The sequence below is a fragment of the Mycolicibacterium aromaticivorans JS19b1 = JCM 16368 genome (assembly GCF_000559085.1).
Lineage (GTDB): Bacteria > Actinomycetota > Actinomycetes > Mycobacteriales > Mycobacteriaceae > Mycobacterium > Mycobacterium aromaticivorans.
Genome location: NZ_JALN02000001.1, coordinates 4,489,348 through 4,504,328 on the forward strand (window position 1 = coordinate 4,489,348; position 14,981 = coordinate 4,504,328).

A 14,981-nucleotide genomic window follows, 5' to 3' on the forward strand; every position below is an offset into this window, starting at 1 on the left:
GCCGGGTCGATGACCCGGCGCCACCCTTATTTCACGGGCCACTTCCTTATCAAAGTTCTCAGAAAAATCAATCGACACGCCCGTAACAACTGCATCACGCGCTGCGATTCACATCACAGCGGCACACCAGTGCCCCCTTTGTCGGGAAGGGACAACACCAATGAGCACTCTGCGCAGGATCATCACCCTCTCAGTCATCTCCGCCGCTCTGGGCCTCGCCGGGTTCGTTCTGAGCATGGGAACTGCCAACGCAGACAGCGGTGTGAACTGGGACGCGGTCGCGCAGTGCGAGTCGGGTGGCAACTGGAGCGCCAATACGGGCAACGGCTTCTCCGGCGGCCTGCAGTTCAGCGACGCCACCTGGGCGGCCAACGGCGGCATCGGCAGCGCGGCCCACGCCTCGCGCGAGGAGCAGATCCGGGTCGCCGAGAACGTCGCCCGCAAGCAGGGCATGGGCGCCTGGCCGACGTGCGGCCAGGCCGCCGGAACGCCCGCTTTCGCCACCCCGGTCTCCAGCGGTGCGGCCCCCGCTCAGGGTGGAGCCTGCGCCAACGTGATGAGCGGCCCATTCAAGTCCATCGACTTCAACAAGATGTGCCAGGCCTTCCACGATCCGGGCCGCGCGATCGCCAACGCCCTCGGCCTTCACTGATTCATCGCAACGACGCCCAGCCGGCTCAGGCCGACTGGGCGTCGTCGCGGGCGGGGAGCCGAAAGGCCGACCGCGCGGCGATCGACGCCAGGTGGCGGGTCACCAGTGTCTCCGGCAGCACCACGGTGGCCCTGCTGGCCAGTGCGCTCAGCGCCGCGGGCCGCAGGTTCACCACCCGGCCGATCAGCCGTGATTCGGCGGCGATGGCGCGCACCCGGCGGCGGCGGAACGATTCGAACGCTGCGAACGCCCTCGGCAGGTCGGGGGATAACTCGACGAACGCACCCAGCACGGCGGCATCCTCCAGCGCCTGGCACCCGCCCTGCCCCAGATGGGGCCGCATGGGGTGGGCGGCGTCTCCGACCAGCACCACCGGGCCCATCGCCCAACGTCGGGCGGGGCCGCGGTCGTAGAGGTCGTTGCGCAGTACCTCGGTGGGGTCGGTGGCCGCCAGCATGGCCGGGATCGGTGCGGCCCACGATGCGAACTTCTCTTGCAGATAACCGAGCTCGCCCTGCGGCGCCGACGCGCCCTCGGCCGCGCGTTCGGTGGCGAACCAGTACGTCCGCTCGCCGCCCATGGGGACGTGACCGACCTCAGCGCCCGCGCCCATCGTCTCGCCGGCCAGGTCGGGGTCGATGGAGATCGAGGCGACGCCGCGCCAGGCCGTGTATCCGGCGTAGCGGTGAAGCAGCGGGCCGTTGAGATGGCGCGCCACCACCGAGCCGGTGCCGTCGGCGCCGACCACCGCGTCGACGTCGCGGGTCGAGGAATCCGTCAGGTGAAGCCGCATCCCGGCAGCCGTCGAGCTGAGCTCGCGAACCCCTACCCCCTCGATGACGGTTCCCGGCGACAGTGCGCCGGCCAGAACGTCGCGCAGCGCTGCGCGCTGCAGCACCACCAGCGGCTCACCCAGCGCGGTGACGATCCGCTCACCGGCCGGGCGGCGCAACCAACGGCCGTCCTTCCAGCGGATCGCGCCCGCGGTGATCCGGCCGCCCGCCGCCCGCACCTGATCGCCGAGACCGAGATGGTCGAGGGCGGCCAGGGCGTTCGGCCAGACACTGATCCCCGCACCGGACCCGGTGTCGGTGCGCTCCTCGATCACAGTGACGGCATGACCGCGCCGGGCCAGCGCCGCGGCGGTGGCGAGTCCGGCGATGCCCGCCCCGACGACTGCGATCTCGGCCATGTCCCGAACCTAACCGGCGTGTGCTACCAACGGGGCATGACCTCGGGCCCATTCGACGATCTCGACGACTACATCGCACTGCGGCGGGTTTCCGGGCTGGCGGTGTCGGCCGATGGGTCGCGTGTCGTGGCATCCGTCGCCGAACTCAACGCCGCCAAGACCGAATACATCACCGCGCTGTGGGAACTGGACCCGGCCGGTGCGGCTGCGGCCCGCCGGCTGACGCGCGGCGCCAAGGGCGAAGCCGCACCGGCGTTCACCGCCGACGGCGATCTGCTGTTCACCTCGGTACGGCCCACTGCGGACGACGACAAACCGCCGGCCGCGCTATGGCTGCTGCCCGCCGCAGGCGGGGAGTCCCTCCAGCTGGCCGAGCTGCCCGCCGGGATCACCGCGGTGCGGACCGCGCGCAGCGCAGCCGCCGTCGTCATCGGTGCCCCACTGTTGCCGTCGGCCGGCACCGTCGACGACGAGCGCCGGCTGCGGAAACTGCGCAAGGACAACAAGATCAGCGCGATCCTGCACACCGGCTACCCGGTGCGGCACTGGGACTCCGACCTGGGCCCGGATGAGACGCATCTGTTCCGCGTCGCAGCCGACGGTGAGCTCACCGACCTGACACGTGAGCCCGGGCCGGCGCTCGGTGAGGCGGACTTCGCCGTCAGCGCCGACGGCACCTTCGCGGTCGCGACCTGGCGGGTGTCCGCGCCGCGCGCTGCCCTGCGATCGATGCTGGTGCGCATCGACCTGGTGACAGGTGAGCGCTCGGTGATCGCCGAGGATCCCGCAGCCGACCTGGAACACCCGGCCATCTCACCGGACGGCACGGCCGTGGTGTTCACCCGTGAGACCGTCTCGAACCCGCACCAGGCGCCACGAATCACGTTGTGCCGCTTGGATCTACGATCCGGCGACTGGGGGCAATTGGCCACCGGGTGGGACCGGTGGCCGGCGTCCGCGACCTGGGCGCATGACGGCTCCGCGGTTCTGGTCACCGCCGACGACAACGGCCGCTGCCCGATCTTCGAGATCAGTCTGGACGGCGCCGTCCGCCGGATCACCGACGACGACTTCAGCTACTCGAACGTCACCGCCGCACCGGACGGCGTCATCTACGCGCTGCGAAGCTCCTATGCGGCGCCGCCGCACCCCGTGCGCGTCGACCCGCACGGTGCGATCAGCGTGCTGCCGTGCGTGGAATTGCCTGAGCTGCCCGGCGAATTGACCGAGACCGTCGCGACCACCGCCGACGGAACGACGGTGCGGTCCTGGCTGGTGTTGCCGTCCGGCGGGCAGGAATCCGCACCGCTGCTGCTGTGGATTCACGGCGGACCGCTGGGCAGCTGGAACGTGTGGTCGTGGCGGTGGAATCCGTGGTTGATGGCGGCCCGCGGGTACGCGGTGCTGCTGCCCGATCCGGCGCTGTCCACCGGGTACGGGCAGGACTTCATTCAGCGCGGCTGGGGCGCCTGGGGCGGGCCGCCCTACGAGGATCTGATGGCCGCCGTCGACGCCGCGGTGGCGCACCCACGCATCGACGCCGGGCGCACGGCGGCGATGGGTGGGTCGTTCGGCGGTTACATGGCCAACTGGGTGGCCGGCCACACCGACCGCTTCGCGGCGATCGTCACCCACGCCAGCCTGTGGGCGCTCGACCAGTTCGGTCCGACCACCGATGGCGCCTACTACTGGGCTCGCGAGATGACACCGGCCATGGCACAAGACAATTCGCCACACCGTTTCGTCGAGCACATCACCACCCCGATGCTGGTGATTCACGGCGACAAGGACTATCGGGTGCCGATCGGCGAGGCGCTGCGGCTGTGGTACGAGCTGCTGACCGACTCCGGGCTGCCCGCCGCCGACGACGGCACCTCGGCGCACCGGTTCCTGTACTTCCCGTCCGAGAACCACTGGGTGTTGTCGCCGCAGCACGCCAAGATCTGGTATCAGGTGGTCACCGCGTTCCTGGCCGAACACGTGCTGGGGGAGACGGCGCAGTTGCCCGAAACGCTGGGCTGACCGGCCCCCGGTAAGTTGGCCACCATGACCTCAGCGGAGCGGGAATTCGACATCGTCGTATACGGGGCCACCGGATTCGTCGGCAAGCTCACCGCCGAATACCTGGCCCGTTCCGGCGGTGACGTCCGGGTGGCCCTGGCCGGCCGATCGCCGGACAAGCTGCTGAAGGTGCGCGAAACGCTCGGCGAATCGGCGCAGAACTGGCCGATTCTGACCGCCGACGCCGCCTCCCCGTCGTCGCTGGCCGACATGGCCGCGCGCACCCGGGTCGTCATCACCACCGTCGGCCCCTACAGCCGCTACGGCCTGCCGCTGGTCGCGGCGTGCGCCGCGGCAGGCACCGACTACGCCGATCTCACGGGTGAGGCGATGTTCGTGCGGCAGAGCATCGACGACTACCACAAGCAGGCCGTCGACACCGGCGCCCGCATTGTGCATGCGTGCGGATTCGATTCCATCCCTTCGGATATGAGCGTGTACGCGCTGTACCGGCGGGCGCAGTCTGACGGCACCGGCGAACTCGGGGACACCGACTTCGTGCTGCGCGGATTCTCCGGCGGAGTGTCGGGCGGCACGGTCGCCTCGATGATCGAGGTCTTCCGCGCCTCCTCCAACGATCCCAATACCCGGCGCATGCTGGAGGATCCGTACACCCTCACCCAGGACCGGAGCGCCGAGCCCGAACTGGGTCCGCAGCCCGACCTGCCGTGGCGGCGCGGCCGCGAGATCGCGCCCGAACTGGCCGGGGTGTGGACCACGGGCTTCGCGATGGCGATGTACAACACGCGGATCGTGCGGCGCAGCAACGCGCTTCTGGAGTATGCCTACGGACGCCGGCTGCGTTACGCGGAGTACATGAGTGTCGGGTCGTCGGTCGCCGCGCCGGTGGTGTCGGCGGTGGCCAGCGCGGCCAACAACGGTGTCGTCGCGCTGGGCAGCCGGTTCTTCCGGCTGCTGCCGCGCCGGCTGGTCGAGCGCATCGCCCCCAAGCCGGGCACCGGACCCAGCGAACAGGCCCGCGACCGCGGCTACTACCGCGCCGAGACGTACACCACCACCACGACCGGCGCGCGCTACTGCGCCACCATCGCCCAGCAGGGCGATCCGGGATACAAAGCCACCTCGGTGATGCTCGGCGAATGTGGACTCGCACTGGCGCTCGACCGTGACAAGTTGTCAGATCTGCGGGGTGTGCTGACGCCCGCCGCCGCCATGGGTGACGCCCTGCTGGACCGCTTTCCCGCCGCCGGGATTTCGCTGCAGACGGTCCGCCTCGACGACTAGTGTCAGCTGGGCGTGCCGCACATCCAGCAATGGTGCCGCGCATCCAGCAATGAAGGTGGACATCATGGCCGGTCTCGACGATCTGTACAGCCAGATTCCGGTCGCGGACATCGCCAGCAGGCTCGGCGCGCCTGAGGGCGAAGTGAACCAGGCGATCCAGACCCTGGTGCCCACCCTCGTCGGCAGCATCCAGCACAACGTCGTCTCCGACGACATCGACTCCAGCTCACTCGAATCGGCGATCGCCTCGCAGGCTGGGAGCCGCCTGCTCGAGGGCGGTGTCAACGTCGACCAGGTCGACACCGGCGCGGGGGAGCAGTTCGTCGCGCGGATCTTCGGCGGCAACGACACCAACCAGGTGGCCTCCGCGCTGGCCGGTTCCGGTGCCGGCGGCGGGGACCTGATCAAGAAGCTGCTGCCGATCCTCATCCCCATCGTGCTGGCCTACCTGGGCAAGCAGGCTGGTGGCGGCTCGACCCAGGCCGGCGCGTCCGGCGGTGGGCTCGGTGACGTGCTCGGCAGCATCCTCGGTGGCGCCGGCGGCGGAGCCGGGGGCGGGAACAACCCGCTCGGCAGCATTCTGGGCAACGTGCTGGGCGGTAAACAGGGTGGCGCCATCGGCGACATCCTCGGTGGGCTGTTGGGCGGGAAAAAGTAGCGCGGATTCCGGGCGCACTGCGGGCGGTTACGAAGCAGCCCGAGGCACGTTCCTAGAATTGTCGGGTGACCACCACTGACGACTCTCGCGCCGACGCCCTCCCCAAGTCGTGGGATCCGGGGGCGGTAGAGACGCAGATGTATCAGGGCTGGGTCGATGCCGGTTACTTCACGGCTGACGCCACAAGCGGCAAGCCGGCGTATTCGATCGTGCTGCCGCCGCCGAACGTCACCGGCAGCCTGCACATGGGTCACGCCTTGGATCACACACTGATGGACGCGCTGACCCGCCGCAAGCGCATGCAGGGCTGCGAGGTGCTGTGGCTGCCCGGGATGGATCACGCCGGCATCGCCACCCAGAGCGTCGTGGAGAAGCAGCTCGCCGTCGACGGCAAGACCAAAGAGGACTTCGGTCGCGAGCTGTTCGTCGAGAAGGTGTGGGACTGGAAGCACGAGTCCGGTGGCACGATCGGCGCCCAGATGCGCCGGCTGGGCGACGGGGTCGACTGGAGCCGCGACCGATTCACCATGGACGAGGGCCTGTCCCGGGCGGTGCGCACGATCTTCAAGCGGCTCTACGACGCCGGCCTGATCTACCAGGCCGAGCGGCTGGTCAACTGGTCGCCGGTGCTGGAGACGGCCATTTCGGATCTCGAGGTCAAGTACTCCGACGTCGAGGGCGAGCTGGTTTCCTTCCGGTACGGATCGATGAACGACGACGAACCGCACCTGGTGGTGGCCACCACCCGGATCGAGACGATGCTCGGTGACACCGCGATCGCGGTGCATCCCGACGACGAGCGCTACCGGCACCTCGTCGGTCAGACCCTGCCGCATCCGTTCCTGGACCGGCAGATCATCATCGTCGCTGATGCGCACGTCGACCCCGAATTCGGCACCGGCGCAGTGAAAGTCACCCCGGCGCACGACCCCAACGACTTCGAGATCGGCATGCGGCACAACCTGGCCATGCCGTCGATCATGGACACGAAGGGCCGGATCGCCGACACCGGCACGCAATTCGACGGCCTCGACCGCTTCGAAGCCCGGGTCAAAGTGCGTGAGGCGCTCGCCGCAGAGGGTCGCATCGTCGCCGAGAAGCGGCCGTATCTCCACAGCGTCGGGCACTCCGAGCGCAGCGGCGAGCCGATTGAGCCCCGGTTGAGTCTCCAGTGGTGGGTGAAGGTCTCCTCGATGGCGAAGGCGGCCGGTGACGCGGTGCGCAACGGTGACATCGTCATTCACCCGAAGAGTCTGGAGCCGCGATGGTTCGGCTGGGTCGACGACATGCACGACTGGTGCATCTCGCGACAGCTGTGGTGGGGGCACCGCATCCCGATCTGGCACGGACCCGACGGCCAGAAGGTCTGCGTCGGTCCCGACGAGACCCCGCCGGACGGCTGGGAGCAGGATCCCGACGTCCTGGACACCTGGTTTTCCTCGGCGCTGTGGCCGTTCTCCACGATGGGCTGGCCTGAGCGCACCGCCGAGATCGAGAAGTTCTATCCGACAAGCGTTTTGGTCACCGGATACGACATCCTGTTCTTCTGGGTGGCGCGGATGGTCATGTTCGGCACGTTCGTCTCGGGCGACGAGGTGATCACCCTCGACGGTGCACGCGGTCCGCAGGTGCCGTTCGAGAACGTCTTCCTGCACGGGCTGATCCGCGACGAGCACGGTCGCAAGATGAGCAAGTCCCGCGGCAACGGGATCGACCCGCTGGACTGGGTGGAGCTGTTCGGCGCCGACGCGCTGCGATTCACCCTGGCCCGCGGGGCCAGTCCGGGCGGCGACCTGTCCATCGGCGAGGACGCGGCCCGGGCCTCGCGCAACTTCGCCACCAAGCTGTTCAACGCCACGCGGTTCGCGCTGATGAACGGTGCGGCCCCCGCGCCGCTGCCGGACATCGCCGAGCTGACCGACGCCGACCGCTGGATTCTCGGCCGTCTGGAAGAGGTTCGCGCCGAGGTGGATTCGGCCTTCGACGGCTACGAATTCAGCAGGGCGTGTGAATCGCTCTACCACTTCGCCTGGGACGAGGTCTGCGACTGGTATCTGGAGCTGGCGAAGGTCCAGCTGGCCGGCCAAGAAGCTGGGGTCGTTTCGGATACGACCGCGGTGCTGGCCGCGGTGCTGGACACCCTGCTCAAACTGCTGCACCCGGTGATGCCGTTCGTCACGGAAGCGCTGTGGAAGGTGTTGACCGGTGGCGAGTCCGTGGTGATCGCGGAGTGGCCGGCAGCGTCCGGTGTGGCCCTGGATCACGTTGCCGCCCAACGGATCGCCGATGTGCAGAAACTGGTGACCGAGATCCGGCGGTTCCGCAGCGACCAGGGCCTGGCCGATCGGCAGAAGGTTCCCGCCCGGCTGACAGGTCTCGACGCTGCCGGCCTCGGCGGCCAGGTTGCCCCGGTCGCCGCGCTGGCGTGGCTGACCGATGCGAGCGCGGACTTCAACGCCAGCGCCCACATCGAGGTGCGGCTGTCGGCGGGCACCGTCAACGTCGAGGTCGACACCTCGGGCACCGTCGACGTGGCCGCCGAACGCCGCAGGCTGGAGAAGGACCTGGCCGCCGCGAACAAGGAATTGGCCGGAACCACAGCCAAACTCGACAACGAGGCGTTCCTGGCCAAGGCGCCAGACGACGTGGTCGCCAAGATCCGCGGTCGCCAGCAGCTGGCTACCGAGGAAGTCGAGCGGATTACCGCCCGGCTGGCTGCGCTGGCATGACCGAGCCGCTGAACGGGTCCTATGAAACTCAGGCCCCCACACCCGACGAGATCGCAGCACTGCTGCAGGTGGAGCACCTGCTTGACCAGCGTTGGCCGGAAACCAAACTCGAGCCCAGCACCGCGCGCATCGAGGCACTCATGGAGATGCTCGGCTCACCGCAGCTGAGCTACCCGTGCATCCACATCGCCGGGACCAACGGCAAGACGTCGGTGGCCCGCATCGTCGACGCGCTGCTGACCGCGTTCAGTCGCCGGACCGGACGCACCACCAGCCCGCACCTGCAGTCGGCGGTCGAGCGCATCGCGATCGACAACGAGCCGATCAGTCCGGCCCGCTACGTCGAGGTCTACCGCGAGATCGAACCGTTCGTGCAGCTCGTCGACGCTCAGTCGCAACAAGACGGTGGCCCCGCGATGAGCAAGTTCGAGGTGCTGACCGCGATGGCGTTCGCCGCCTTCGCCGACGCGCCCGTCGACGTCGCCGTCGTCGAGGTGGGGATGGGCGGACGCTGGGACGCCACCAACGTCGTCGACGCACCCGTCGCCGTGATCACCCCGATCGGCATCGACCACGCCGAATACCTCGGTGACACCATCGGAGAGATCGCGGCCGAGAAGGCCGGCATCATCGGGGCGCCGCGCGGCGAGCTGGTGCAGACCGACACCGTCGCGGTGATCGGTCGCCAAGCCCCCGAAGCGATGGAAGTGCTTCTGGCCCAAGCGGTCAAGTCCGACGCAGCCGTCGCGCGCGAGGATTCCGAGTTCGCGGTCCTGGGCCGCCAGGTCGCCGTCGGAGGACAGGTGCTGCAGCTGCAGGGTCTGGGCGGGGTGTACTCCGACATCTTCTTGCCGCTGCACGGCGAGCATCAGGCCCACAACGCCGTCGTCGCGCTCGCCGCGGTCGAGGCGTTGTTCGGCGCCGGAGCTGACCGCCAGCTCGACATCGACACCGTGCGAGCCGGATTCGCCGCGGCGGCCAGCCCGGGCCGTCTCGAGCGGATGCGCAGCGCGCCGACGGTGTTCCTCGACGCCGCCCACAACCCGGCCGGCGCCGCCGCGCTGGCCGACGCGCTCACGTCCGAATTCGATTTCCGGTTCTTGGTCGGGGTGCTGTCGCTGATGGGGGACAAGGACGTCACCGGCATCCTCACCGCGCTGGAGCCGGCCTTCGACCAGGTCGTCGTCACCCACAACGGGTCACCCCGCGCGCTCGAGGTGGATGCGCTGGCGCTGCGGGCCGAGGAGATCTTCGGGCCGGACCGGGTGGCGCGGGCCGACACGCTGGCCGACGCCATCGAGATCGCTACCGCGATGGTGGAGGATTCCGCCGCCGACGAGGGGCTGTCCGGGGCCGGAATCATCATCACCGGGTCGGTGGTGACCGCGGGCGCGGCGCGCACCCTGTTCGGGAAGGACCCGCAATGAGCGAGCCCCCAGAGGCGCCCCGGCCGGATGTCACCGGCCAGGCGGCTCCGCCGGATCCCTGGAAGAGCTTCCGCGGCGTCATGGCCGGCACCCTCATCCTCGAGGCGATCGTCGTGCTGCTGGCGCTGCCGGTGGTCAGCATGGTCGGCGGCGGGCTGACCGGTTGGTCGATGGCCTACCTGGTGGGGTTCGCGGTCTTCCTGGTGCTGCTCGCCGGCATTCAGGGCAGGCCGTGGGCAATCTGGTGCAACCTGGCCGTCCAGCTGATCCTGGTCGCCGGGTTCTTCGTCTACCCGGCCGTCGGCATGGTCGGACTGTTGTTCGTGGCGGTGTGGGCGATCCTCGCCTACCTGCGCGCAGAGGTGCTGCGAAGGCAGCGCCGCGGGCTACTGCCCGGCCAGCAGCAACCTCCCGAATGACGGGTACGCTGTGCGCCGTGTCTGCGCCGGTGACGGTGCTTCAGCGAAGCGATGAGGAGGAACGGCGCCAGATGACGACCGAGCGGACCCTGGTTCTGATCAAGCCCGACGGCGTGCAGCGGCAGGTGGTCGGGGAAATCATCAGCCGAATCGAACGCAAAGGCCTCACCCTGGCTGCGCTGGAGCTCAAGCAGGTCAGCGACGAGCTTGCCCGCGCGCACTACGCCGAACACGAGGGCAAGCCCTTCTTCGACTCGCTGCTGGAGTTCATCACGTCCGGAAAGGTCGTCGCGGCCGTCCTGGAAGGGCCCCGCGCTATTGCGGCGTTCCGGCAGCTCGCCGGCGGTACCGACCCGGTCGAGAAGGCCACCCCGGGCACCATCCGGGGCGATTTCGGCCTGGAAACCCAGTTCAATCTCGTGCACGGCTCGGACTCGCCGGAGTCGGCCGAACGCGAGATCAACCTCTGGTTTCCCAACTTCTGAACGCACTTCCTGCGGCACTGTCGTCCGATTCGCCCCCGTGGTGTGGGATACTGGCTGCGGATGAGCCCTCAAAGCACATCCGGATGAAGACTTACGACGTGCGCGACCACCACCAGGTGAGGCGCCGACCGTCACAGCCGTCATTCAGCCAGGCACCGAATTCGTTCGTTATGAGCCGTTCGGAGCGAGACCAATAAACAAGCCCGGGGAGAGTTACCGGGCACATAGCGGAAGCCCTCGCGTGGCCGCGTCGAAATGACGCGCCCGGGGGCTTGAGGAGAATACGTGGCCAACGATGACCTCTATCAGGATCTACCCGAAAACCCCACCTCGTCACAGTGGGAACCCCCGGCGTCAGCCGCGGGTGACGAGTTGCCCGAACGCTTGAGAGTGCATTCGCTGGCTCGGGTGCTCGGCACCACCAGCAGGCGGGTGCTCGACGCCCTCAGCGAGCTCGACGGCCGCACCCGCAGCCCACACTCCAGCGTCGACCGCACCGATGCGGTTCGGGTGCGCGACGTGCTGGCGGCGGCCGCTCCCGCGGACATCGCCGGTCAGCCTGTCGAGGCCGCTGCGATCGTGGCGGAGGAGACCACCACCGACGTGGATTCCGACGTCCCCGAAATGCCCGACGTTTCCGAGACGCCCGACACGGCCGAGGAGCCGGAGTCGCGACTGATCTTGGAGACGGCATCCTTCGAGAACCAGACCGAGACCAGCGAGATGGTTGAGACCGTCGAGCAGGCGGCCTACATGCCGCTGTTCGTCGCCCCGCAGCCGGTCGAGGTCGAGCGCAAGACCCGGGTCGTGGTGGACGAGCACGACGACGAGGACGAGGACGACGACGAGGAGGAGTCCGCCGCCGAGTCCGACGACGACCAATCCGAACGTCCCGCCAACCGCCGCCGCCGTCGCGGACGGCGCGGTCGCGGTCGCGGTCGCGGTGAGCAGGGCGGCGCCGATGGCGAGAACGCCGACGACTCCGAGGCTGCCGACGAGACCGCCGAGTCCGGCGACGAGTCCGAGAGCGACGACGACGACAGCGACGACGAGACCAGCACCGGTGAGGGCGCGACCCGCCGGCGCCGTCGGCGGCGACGCCGCAAGACCGGCGGCGGCGACGATTCCGACAACGGATCGTCCGACGACCCGCCGAACACCGTCGTCCACGAACGTGCCCCGCGCGCCAAGGCCGAGCGTGACCCAGATGCGATCCAGGGCATCAGCGGCTCCACCCGCCTGGAAGCCAAACGCCAGCGCCGCCGCGATGGCCGCGATGCCGGCCGCCGGCGCCCGCCGATCCTGTCCGAGGCTGAGTTCCTGGCTCGCCGGGAGGCCGTCGAACGCGTGATGGTGGTGCGCGACAAGATCCGCACCGAACCGCCGCACGAGGGCGCCCGCTACACCCAGATCGCGGTCATGGAAGACGGCGTCGTCGTCGAGCACTTCGTGACGTCGGCGGCTTCTGCTTCTCTGGTCGGCAACATCTACCTCGGCATCGTGCAGAACGTGCTGCCCTCCATGGAGGCGGCATTCGTCGACATCGGCCGCGGCCGCAACGGCGTGCTCTACGCCGGTGAGGTGAACTGGGAAGCCGCCGGGCTCGGCGGCGCGCAGCGCAAGATCGAACAGGCCCTCAAGCCCGGCGACTACGTCGTCGTCCAGGTCAGCAAGGACCCGGTCGGCCATAAAGGCGCGCGGCTGACCACCCAGGTGTCATTGGCCGGGCGCTACCTCGTCTACGTGCCGGGTGCCTCGTCGACCGGGATCAGCCGCAAGCTGCCCGACACCGAACGTCAGCGGCTCAAGGAGATCCTGCGCGACGTGGTGCCCGATGACGCCGGCGTGATCATCCGGACCGCATCGGAAGGCGTCAAGGAAGAGGACATCCGCGGCGACGTCACCCGGCTGCAGGAACGCTGGACCACGATCGCGGCGGAAGCCGAGCGGGTCAAGGGAAACAAGGCTGGCGCGGCGATCGCGCTCTACGAAGAGCCCGACGTGCTGGTCAAGGTCATCCGCGACCTGTTCAACGAAGACTTCTCCGGGCTGATCGTCTCCGGCGACGACGCCTGGCAGACGATCAACGACTACGTCAGTTCCGTTGCGCCCGATCTGGTTTCGAAGCTGACCAAGTACGAGCCCGCGGGCGGCCCCGACGGTCCGGATGTGTTCGCCGTGCACCGCATCGACGAGCAGCTGGCCAAGGCGTTGGACCGCAAGGTGTGGCTGCCCTCGGGCGGCACGTTGGTGATCGACCGCACCGAGGCGATGACGGTCGTGGATGTCAACACCGGCAAGTTCACCGGGGCGGGTGGCAACCTCGAGCAGACCGTCACCAAGAACAACCTCGAAGCGGCCGAGGAGATCGTGCGTCAGCTGCGGCTGCGCGATATCGGCGGCATCGTGGTCATCGACTTCATCGACATGGTGCTGGAGTCCAACCGCGATCTCGTGCTGCGGCGCCTCACCGAGGCGCTGGGCCGGGACCGCACCCGCCATCAGGTGTCGGAGGTGACGTCGCTGGGCCTGGTCCAGCTGACCCGCAAGCGGCTGGGTACCGGGCTGGTCGAGGCGTTCTCCACCACCTGCACGCACTGCAGTGGCCGCGGCATCGTGCTGCATGCCGATCCCGTCGACACCACCCAGGCGGCCGGGCGCAAGTCCGAGTCCGGCAATGGCGGTGGTAGTGGCGGCGGCGGTGGACGGCGCGGCAAGCGGGGCAAGCGTGGCCGCGCCGAGGAGGCGCCGGTGGCGAAGGTGCCCCAGCACAGCACTGAGCATCCGATGTTCAAGGCGATGGCAGCCGCCAACGGCAAGCACGAGGATGACGAGGCCGAAGAAGAACTCGCCGACGAGATCGAGCGGGAGGCCGAGGCCGAGGAATCGGACGACACCGCCGAGCAGGTCGCCCGGGAAGTCGCCGACGAGGATCTCGATGACGACGACTCGGACGACGATGACGACGAGTCCGATGACGACGAGTCCGATGACGACGAGGACGATGAGATCGACGTCGACCTGGACGAAGACGACGAGGACCTCGACGAAGTCACCCTCGATGTCGACGACGACGAGGACGACGACGAGTCCGAGGATGACGACGAGTCAGATGACGACGAGGACGACCTCGACGACGAAGACGACTCGGAGGACGAGTCCGACGGCTACCAACCGGTCGTGACCTCGGCACCTGCGGCCCCGGCGCGCCGGCCGCGGCGCCGGTCGGCGGCTCGACCAGCGGGCCCACCGACGTCCTAGGGTCGCGGTTTGACCCTCCCGGTGCTGGTCACGTACCCTTGACCAGTTGTCGCCAGGCGTCCGTCGCCGGTGGCAGCGGGCTCAAGATCCCGCACCCCAAGACCCGCGCACGCAGCTTCGGTTAGCGCGCGCCCGCAGAGCAAGAGCGAAGGACCCACAATGGCAGGCGATAAGGTCACGTACGCAATCGTCAAGACCGGCGGCAAGCAGTACAAGGTCGCTGTCGGCGACATCGTCAAGGTCGAGAAGCTCGAGGTCGAGGCAGGCGCGTCCGTATCGCTGCCCGTCGCCCTCGTGGTCGACGGCGCCACGGTGACCACCGACGCCAAGGCCCTGGAGAAGGTCGCGGTCACCGGTGAGGTGCTCGAGCACACCAAAGGCCCGAAGATCCGCATCCACAAGTTCAAGAACAAGACCGGTTACCACAAGCGGCAGGGGCACCGTCAGCCGCTGACCGTTCTCAAGGTCACCGGAATCAAGTAGCGACAGGGAGCAATCTGACATGGCACACAAGAAGGGCGCTTCCAGCTCACGCAACGGTCGCGACTCCAACGCCCAGCGCCTCGGCGTCAAGCGCTTCGGCGGCCAGCTCGTCAAGGCCGGCGAGATCCTGGTACGCCAGCGCGGCACCCACTTCCACCCCGGCGTGAACGTCGGTCGCGGCGGTGACGACACCCTGTTCGCCACGGCCCCCGGCCTGGTGGAGTTCGGCGTCAAGCGCGGTCGCAAGACCGTCAACATCGTTCGCGCCGCGCGACCGGAGTAGGTCTGGATCGCGAGTGTGAATCCACTGCGAGGTCCAGACCCATAACTCGCACCAGATTCACACTCGACGATTGAAAGGACGCTCCG

Annotated in this window: 12 protein-coding genes; 11 read left to right on the forward strand and 1 reads right to left on the reverse strand. The window is 68.7% G+C overall.

Annotated elements, in window-relative coordinates:
• Positions 1-160 precede the first annotated feature (160 nt).
• Positions 161-652 carry a transglycosylase family protein gene (locus Y900_RS21420; protein ID WP_036344389.1) on the forward strand — a complete coding sequence of 164 codons (492 nt, stop codon included), beginning with the start codon at positions 161-163 and terminating at the stop codon, positions 650-652.
• 25 nt (positions 653-677) lie between these two features.
• Here the strand turns inward: Y900_RS21420 and Y900_RS21425 are convergent, their stop codons facing one another.
• Entirely contained in the window at positions 678-1,844 is a 1,167-nt protein-coding gene (locus Y900_RS21425) for an FAD-dependent oxidoreductase (RefSeq protein WP_036344390.1), read from the reverse strand.
• A 36-nt stretch (positions 1,845-1,880) separates the two neighbouring features.
• Between Y900_RS21425 and Y900_RS21430 the strand changes: the two genes are divergently transcribed.
• The 10 genes from Y900_RS21430 (at position 1,881) to rpmA (ending at position 14,895) form a co-directional block, all read left to right on the forward strand.
• Complete coding sequence (locus Y900_RS21430; protein ID WP_036347456.1) at positions 1,881-3,866, forward strand: S9 family peptidase; 1,986 nt, start codon at positions 1,881-1,883, stop codon at positions 3,864-3,866.
• Positions 3,867-3,890: 24 nt separating this feature from the next.
• Entirely contained in the window at positions 3,891-5,150 is a 1,260-nt protein-coding gene (locus tag Y900_RS21435; RefSeq protein WP_036344392.1) for a saccharopine dehydrogenase family protein, read from the forward strand.
• 64 nt (positions 5,151-5,214) lie between these two features.
• Complete coding sequence (locus Y900_RS21440) at positions 5,215-5,808, forward strand: DUF937 domain-containing protein (RefSeq protein ID WP_036347457.1); 594 nt, start codon at positions 5,215-5,217, stop codon at positions 5,806-5,808.
• 65 nt (positions 5,809-5,873) lie between these two features.
• Entirely contained in the window at positions 5,874-8,537 is a 2,664-nt protein-coding gene (locus Y900_RS21445) for a valine--tRNA ligase (RefSeq protein ID WP_036344393.1), read from the forward strand.
• Positions 8,534-9,964, forward strand: coding sequence for a bifunctional tetrahydrofolate synthase/dihydrofolate synthase (gene folC / locus Y900_RS21450; protein ID WP_051660191.1), 1,431 nt, complete (start codon positions 8,534-8,536; stop codon positions 9,962-9,964). The genes Y900_RS21445 and folC overlap by 4 nt, the downstream gene beginning before the upstream one ends.
• The gene (locus Y900_RS21455; protein WP_036344394.1) at positions 9,961-10,383 is read left to right on the forward strand and encodes a DUF4233 domain-containing protein; all 423 of its coding nucleotides are present in this window, start codon (positions 9,961-9,963) and stop codon (positions 10,381-10,383) included. Before folC ends, Y900_RS21455 begins: the two co-directional genes overlap by 4 nt.
• Before the next feature lie 71 nt (positions 10,384-10,454).
• Positions 10,455-10,868, forward strand: coding sequence for a nucleoside-diphosphate kinase (gene ndk, locus Y900_RS21460; protein ID WP_036347461.1), 414 nt, complete (start codon positions 10,455-10,457; stop codon positions 10,866-10,868).
• 285 nt (positions 10,869-11,153) lie between these two features.
• Positions 11,154-14,129, forward strand: a complete 2,976-nt coding sequence (rne, locus tag Y900_RS21465; protein WP_036344396.1) for a ribonuclease E — start codon at positions 11,154-11,156, stop codon at positions 14,127-14,129.
• A gap of 159 nt (positions 14,130-14,288) precedes the next feature.
• A complete protein-coding gene (gene rplU / locus Y900_RS21470) occupies positions 14,289-14,612 on the forward strand; it encodes a 50S ribosomal protein L21 (RefSeq protein ID WP_036344397.1) in 324 nt (107 codons plus the stop codon).
• Between the two features lie 19 nt (positions 14,613-14,631).
• Positions 14,632-14,895 carry a 50S ribosomal protein L27 gene (rpmA, locus tag Y900_RS21475; protein ID WP_036344398.1) on the forward strand — a complete coding sequence of 88 codons (264 nt, stop codon included), beginning with the start codon at positions 14,632-14,634 and terminating at the stop codon, positions 14,893-14,895.
• Positions 14,896-14,981 lie beyond the last annotated feature (86 nt).